The organism is Parvibaculum sp. (assembly GCF_035511255.1).
Taxonomy (GTDB): Bacteria; Pseudomonadota; Alphaproteobacteria; order Parvibaculales; family Parvibaculaceae; genus Parvibaculum.
The window spans coordinates 1-6,473 of the sequence record NZ_DATKFR010000185.1; the positions used below are offsets into that span (position 1 = coordinate 1).

Genomic DNA, 6,473 nt, shown 5'->3' on the forward strand with positions numbered 1-6,473 from the left:
CGGCCGTTGACGAAGAGGAACTGCATCTGCGCCGTGCCGCGATTATAGGTCGGCAGACCGGCAAAGCCTTTCAACACGATGTTCTCGCGGGCCGCATCGATGCCGATGGCGTTCTCTGCGAAATCGCGGCCCATGATCGCGCCGAGGCGGCCGAGCCGTCCGACCTCGCCCGGCATTTCGGCTTCGAGGCGGAGCATGTTGCGCGTCTCGTTGGTCAGTGAGAAGGCGACCTCCGGATGCGCCATGGCGAGGCGCTTCACGATGTCGGCGACGGCCAATGTCTCCGCGCGTTCGCCTTTCAGGAATTTCAGACGCGCCGGCGTCGCGAAGAAGAGATCGCGCACTTCAATGCGCGTGCCCACGGTGCCGGCGGCAGGCTCGACGGGCGAAACATGCCCGCCTTCGACGGTGACCCTGTGGGCGGTGTCGCTGCCGGGCGTCCGGCTCAGGATCGAGAGACGCGCGACCGCGCCGATCGACGGCAATGCCTCGCCGCGAAAACCGAGCGTCGCGATGTCGTGCAGATCCTCGCGACCCGTCTCGTCGGCTTTCAGCTTCGAAGTCGCGTGGCGTTCGATGGCGAGCGCCAGGTCGTCCGCCGACATGCCGCAGCCATCGTCGGTGATGCGGATCAGATCGCGCCCGCCACCCGCGATGACGATGTCGATGTGGCGGGCGCCGGCGTCGAGCGCGTTCTCGACGAGTTCCTTCACCGCGCTCGCGGGCCGCTCCACCACTTCGCCCGCGGCGATGCGGTTGATCGTGCCTTCGCTGAGACGGCGAACGACGCTCATTTTTTTATTTCATCTCCGCCAGATATTTCTTGGCGAGGATCTTGCCTTCCTCGACCGCCGGCTGATCGAAGGGATCGATGCCGAGCATCTTGCCGGCGATGATCGTTTCCAGCATGAAGTGCATGAAGAGCGCGCCGAGCGTGCGTTCGTTCAGCTTCTTCACCTTGAAGGTACGCACGGGCCTTCCGTTCTTCGCCAGCGTATCGACGGTGGCGCGGGCTTCCGCATCGACGAGATCGCCGATGTGATGACCCGCAAGCGAGGCGAATGCGGGATCGGTCGCGAGTTCGGGCAGGACGACCGGGCCCTCGCCCGCCGTCTCGGTCATGAAGACCGTGTACATCTTGTCCTTCGGACCGCCGAGATAGAGCTGAAGCTGGCTGTGCTGGTCGACAGGGCCCACCGCGCGGACGGGCGTCGTGCCCTTGCCTTCCTTGCCGAGGCTTTCGCCCCAGAGCTGCGCATGCCAGGCGAGGAAGCGCTCGAGCCGGTCGGCATAGGCCATGAACACGGTCATGTTCGCGCCCTTCTCGGCCTGCAACGCCATCGAGAGCGCGGCACCGATGGCAGGGGCGACTTCGTCGGCGGGCTTGCCGGCGAGAACAGGTGCCAGCACATCCTTCGCACCGGCACGGAAGGCTTCGATATCAAGGCCGAGAATGTCGGCGGGCAGCAGGCCGACATTGGTCAGCACCGAATAGCGGCCGCCGACGCCGGTGTCGTGCTCCAGAGTCGCAAAGCCGTATTTCTCGGCAAGCGCCCGCAGGGCGTTGGGCTTACCGTCCTTGGCGGGCTCGGTCAGCACGGCGAAATGATGCTTCATGTATTTGCCGCCGCCGGCCTTTTCGATGGCGCTCATGGCCGCGAGCGTCTGGATCGAGGTTTCGACCGTGCCGCCCGATTTCGAAACGACGAGAAAGCGCGTCGTCTTCAGGTCGGAGGCGGAAAGCGCCGCCTGCATGGTCTGGGCGTCGAGATTGTCGAGGAAGAAGACGCGCGGGCCCTTCTGCACATGAGCCTGGGTGCCCCAGCTCGTCAGCTGCGCGATCGCCTGCGCGCCGAGCGACGAGCCACCGGTGCCAAGAACGAAGAGGTCGGTCGTATTGTCGAGAAGCTTCGCGGCAACGTCGCGCAGGGGACCGAGATCGTCCTTGCGTTCGGGCACACGCAGGAGCGCCAGCGTCTGCTTCTCATAGGCTTCGCGCAACCAGGCGAGCGCCGTTTCAGCTTCCTTCAGCGCCTTGCCGTAGGCAGCCTTGCTCAGGCCGTCCTTGCCGATCTTCTCCTCGAAGCAGGCGTCGACATTCTGTTCATAGGGAAGGTTCGTCTGGGACATGGCGCGCTCTTCTGATTCATGGGGAGGATGCTCAGGCACAACGGAGAATCGGGCCCGATCGTTCCCTTTTCAACGGTAACAAGAACCGTCATCCACCACCATCCCGACGGATCGTGACGATTGTGAGGCGCGGGTGTCCTATTGGGCGGCGCCTTCGCTCGGCCGGGCCGAGGGCTCGGGCATGGGGCGAAGCTTGGTGCCGGCCGGCAGCGTCTCGGACATGTTCGGCTCGCCCACGATGGAGACGATGAGGCCGTCGCCGGCGAGAAGCCGCTTCGCGACGCGGGCGATATCGGCCTTCGTCACGGACTCGATCATGCCATTGCGCTTCTCGACATAGTCGATGCCGAGATTCTCGGTCTGGATGCCGAGAAGCTCGCCGGCGATCTTGCCGTTGGAGTTGAACCGCAGGGGATAGGAGCCGGTCAGATAGGTCTTGGCGTCGGCGAGTTCCTTGTCGGTGACGCCGCCATCGGCCATGCGCGCGAGTTCCTTGCGGATGATCGAGAGCGACAGACCGACGCTCGCATTCTTGGTGCCGAGCTGGCCCATGATGAAGGCGCCGTGGCGCTGCGGGACGAGGTAGGTTCCGATCGAATAGACGAGCCCCCTCTTCGCCCGCACCTCTTCCATCAGGCGCGAGGAAAAGCTGCCGCCGCCGAGCACGTAGTTCATCACATAGGCGGGGACGAAGTCCGGGTCGGCGCGCTTCAGGCCCTGACGGCCGAAGAGCACGACGCTTTGCGGATAGGGCCGCTTCTCGATGACGGTCTTCGCTTTCGCCGGGATTTTGACTTCTGGGATCGTCGGCACATGCGCATGGGCGGGGAGCGCGCCGAAAGTCTTGTCGAGCAACGTTCCGAGCTCCGACGACGTGATCGGACCGACGACGGCAATCTTCAGATTGTCGCGGGCGAACACCTTCGTCGCGAAACCGTGGAGATCGTCGGCCGTCAGACGCGCGAGCGAACCTTGCGTACCGTCTTCGGGCCGCGCATAGGGGTGGCTGCCGTAAGCCGCCTTCGCCCAGGCTTGCGACGCGATCCAGCCCGGGTCCTCCATGTTGCGCGCGATGATGGTCGCGATCTGGGCGCGGATGCGCTCGACCGCGTCGGCGTCGAAACGCGGTTTCGTCAGCGCAAGACCGAAGAGCGCGAAAGCCTCGTCGCGCCGGTCGGCCAATGTCTTGAAGCGGCCCTCGAAATAGTCGCGGTCCTGCGAGAAGGACATGGTGGCGCCGGTGGAAGCGAGCCGCGTCTGGAAGGTTTCGGAATCGAGGTCGCCCGCGCCTTCGTCGAGCAGGCCCGAGACGAGGTTGGCGAGGCCTTCCTTGCCCCTGGGATCGCTCGCCGAGCCGCCGCCTTCCCAGGCGACATTCATGACGATGACGGGCACGGCGGTCTCCTCGACGAGCCAGGCTTCGATGCCGCCGGGGCTCACGACGCGCTCGATCTTCATCGCCTGCGCGGGCGCGACCAGCAGGACAAAGGCCGCGGCGGCGGAGAGGAGTACGAGAAGAGGCCGGCGTGTCATGGCTTCACCTCCGGCAGAAGTTCGCCTGTCACGGTATGGGCGCCGTCGAAGACCTTGTGCGCGGCGGCGAGAACGTCTTCAGCGGTGACGGCCTTGACATGGTCCGGCCACTCGAAGACGTCGCGGGCGGAGACGCCCGTCATCAGCGCGCTGCCATAGGCATAGGCCATGGTCTGCTGCGTGTCGCGGGCATAGACGTCGCTGGCGACGAGCTGCGTCCTGGCGCGTTCGAGCTCGGCGGCGGTGACGCCGTCTTTCAGCAGACGCGCGATCTCGGCGTCGATTGCCTTTTCGGCGACGGCGAGGTCGCCGCCGAGACGCGGCAGCGCGTAGACGCCGAAATCGCCGGCGTCGAGATTGTCGCCGTCGTACCAGGCTTGGACGGAACTCGCGACCTTCTGGTGGACGACGAGGGCCTGATAGAGACGGCTCGTGGTGCCGCCACCGAGAATCTGCGCCAGCATGTCGAGCGCGGCGGCCTCGCGCGGGCCGGCCTGCCCTTGCGACGGCGCGGGATAAAAGCGCAGCCAGGTCGGCTCCTGCACACGGGCGTCATGCAGCGTCACCCGGGTCGAGGCGGCGGGCCATTCGACGGGCGGACGCTTGCGGACATAGGTTGGCGCGCGTTCGGCGACCGGCCCGAAATATTTTTCGGCGAGCGGCTTCAACTCGGCGCCGGTCACGTCACCCGCGACGATCAGGATCGCGTTGTTCGGCGTGTAGAAGCGGCGATAGAATTCGAGCGCGTCCTCGGTGCCGAGCTTTTCGACTTCCGATTTCACGCCGATGACGTCGCGGCCGTAGGGGTGGCCCCCATAGAGCTTCGCGTTCATCGCCGACTGGAGTTCGGCGACCGGCTCGTTTTCGATCCGCATACGGAGTTCTTCCAGTACGACGTCGCGCTCGGGCAGGACTTCCTTGTCGGTGAGCTTCAAGCCCGTCATGCGGTCGGCTTCCATCTCCATGACGAGCGGCAGACGGTCCTTCGCGATCGCCTGGTAGTAGGCGGTGAAATCGTAATTGGTGAAGGCGTTGTCCTGGCCGCCGTGCCGGGCGACCGTCTTCGAGAACTGGCCGGGCGCGACCTTCGCGGTGCCCTTGAACATCAGATGTTCGAGAAAATGCGCGAGGCCGGTCTTTCCCGGCGTCTCGTCGGCAGCGCCGACGCGATACCAGACCATATGGGTGACGACGGGCGCGCGGTGATCGGGAATGACCAGAACGTCCATGCCGTTCGCGAGGCGGAACATCTCGGGTGCGGCGGGATCGGGAGCGACGGGTCGCGGATCGGGACCGAGCGCCGCGACTTCGGCCGAAGCCGATCTCGCGGGAAGCACCGCTTGCGGCGCGGCGTTGGCGGCTGTGGCGAAAAGAGCCGCCAGAAGGGCGGCGGCGGTCAGATGCCGGAGGCGTGGCTCTCGGGAAAGGCGCAAACACTCGCTCCACGGACCGGAAGGTTGGGACGGAGAAGGCCCGCCTTCGTGGAGCGGGCCTTCTTTAAATTCGTGCGGCGGCGTGGATCAGAAGATCGAGGACCAGAGGCCCGAGAAGAAGCCGGGCTTTTCCGGCGCGACCGACGGCGTCTCGCCTTCAGTGACGGGCTTGCCCTGGGCTTCGTTCTGATCGACACGCCTCTTTTCGGCGGCCGAGTCGACGAGGCGCTCATCCGCGGGTGCGCCCTTCTTCTGCCAGAAGAGAATATCGTTGGTGAAGCTGTCGTCCTTCTGAACGAGCGTCCGTGTCTCGTTGTTGACGACAGCGCGAATGCGCGGATCGGCATCGGCGGCACCCGTATGGGCGAGCAGCGCCTGTTCGCCGGGGCTGCCGGCGCCGGCGGACGCCGTGATGCCGGACTCGCCGCCGACCAGCGCGGCCTGGGCCGTCGCGGAAGGCTGCAAATTCATCTCCTGAGGGCGCGGCGCACCGGGCTGCGGCGGACGGAGCGCGAAATCCGGCGGGATGACAAGCGGCGCCTTGGTGACGACCGCGAATTCGTCCGGCGCGTCCTTGCCATAGCCGAGCGCGTCCTTGAGACCGCCACCGCCGCCGCAAGCCGCGAGCGACAGAGACAAGGCGCCAAACATACCCAGGCTTACAATCCGCCTGCTCTTCAGCATTACCGTCATGTCCTTCAGCTTTGGGCCCCGAGCCGATCCTCGTGCCGATGGCCCGGCCCGGCTTTTTCAGGTGCGCTCGTCTTCGCGCGCCTCGCCCTGGCCTGTCTGTTCGGAGTGAACCGGTCCGAACACCCCCGGAAGCAGGGACTCCAGAAGGATCAGGCCAACGCCCATCACAATCCAGATGTCCGCAACGTTGAAGATATACCAGTAAAAGCCGAAGGCGTGAAAACTAAAAAAGTCCGCCACGGCGCCGTAGACGAAGCGGTCGAGGACATTGCCAAGGGCGCCGCCAATGACGAGGCCGATGGCGACGGCCGTTATCCTGGCCTCTGCCTTCGCTAACCATAATCCGAGGCCGGCGACGACGATGAGGGCAAAGAGGATGAGCCCGATGCGACCGATTGTCGTCTCGGCCTGAAAGAGGCCGTAGCTGACGCCCTTGTTCCAGGCCATGACCAGGTCGAAAAACGACGTTACCTCGTAGCGGCCGCGGCCCGGCATGTCGAAGACATGCAGCATCCACCACTTATGGAAGCGGTCCAAGGCAAAACCGAGAACGGCAATCGCCGCGCCCAGCGCGGAGTAACGGCCCCAGACCGGCCTGCCGACAATGCTCAGCGCCATGCTCTCCCCCTCAGCCCGTCCTGCGGGCGTCGAATTCCTGAACGGCGGCGGCGTCGCGCGGCGTCA

At 65.4% G+C, this 6,473-nt stretch carries 6 protein-coding genes; all 6 read right to left on the bottom strand.

Going from position 1 to position 6,473, the window contains the following annotated elements:
• A partial coding sequence (gene mutL, locus VMR03_RS06890) for a DNA mismatch repair endonuclease MutL (RefSeq protein WP_325403572.1) occupies nucleotides 1–794 on the bottom strand: 794 nt, incomplete at its 3' end.
• A 4-nt stretch (nucleotides 795–798) separates the two neighbouring features.
• Nucleotides 799–2,130, bottom strand: a complete 1,332-nt coding sequence (locus tag VMR03_RS06895; RefSeq protein WP_325403574.1) for a glucose-6-phosphate isomerase — start codon at nucleotides 2,128–2,130, stop codon at nucleotides 799–801.
• A 138-nt stretch (nucleotides 2,131–2,268) separates the two neighbouring features.
• Nucleotides 2,269–3,663 (bottom strand): pitrilysin family protein, encoded by a 1,395-nt coding sequence (locus VMR03_RS06900; RefSeq protein WP_325403576.1) that lies wholly within the window; start codon nucleotides 3,661–3,663, stop codon nucleotides 2,269–2,271.
• On the bottom strand, nucleotides 3,660–5,096 hold the full coding sequence (locus VMR03_RS06905; RefSeq protein ID WP_325403578.1) for a pitrilysin family protein: 1,437 nt from the start codon (nucleotides 5,094–5,096) through the stop codon (nucleotides 3,660–3,662). Before VMR03_RS06905 ends, VMR03_RS06900 begins: the two co-directional genes overlap by 4 nt.
• Nucleotides 5,097–5,183: 87 nt before the next feature.
• Nucleotides 5,184–5,747: a DUF3035 domain-containing protein gene (locus VMR03_RS06910; protein ID WP_325403580.1), complete on the bottom strand. Its 564-nt coding sequence runs from the start codon at nucleotides 5,745–5,747 to the stop codon at nucleotides 5,184–5,186.
• Nucleotides 5,748–5,846: 99 nt separating this feature from the next.
• A complete protein-coding gene (gene lspA / locus VMR03_RS06915; protein WP_325403582.1) occupies nucleotides 5,847–6,407 on the bottom strand; it encodes a signal peptidase II in 561 nt (186 codons plus the stop codon).
• Nucleotides 6,408–6,473 lie beyond the last annotated feature (66 nt).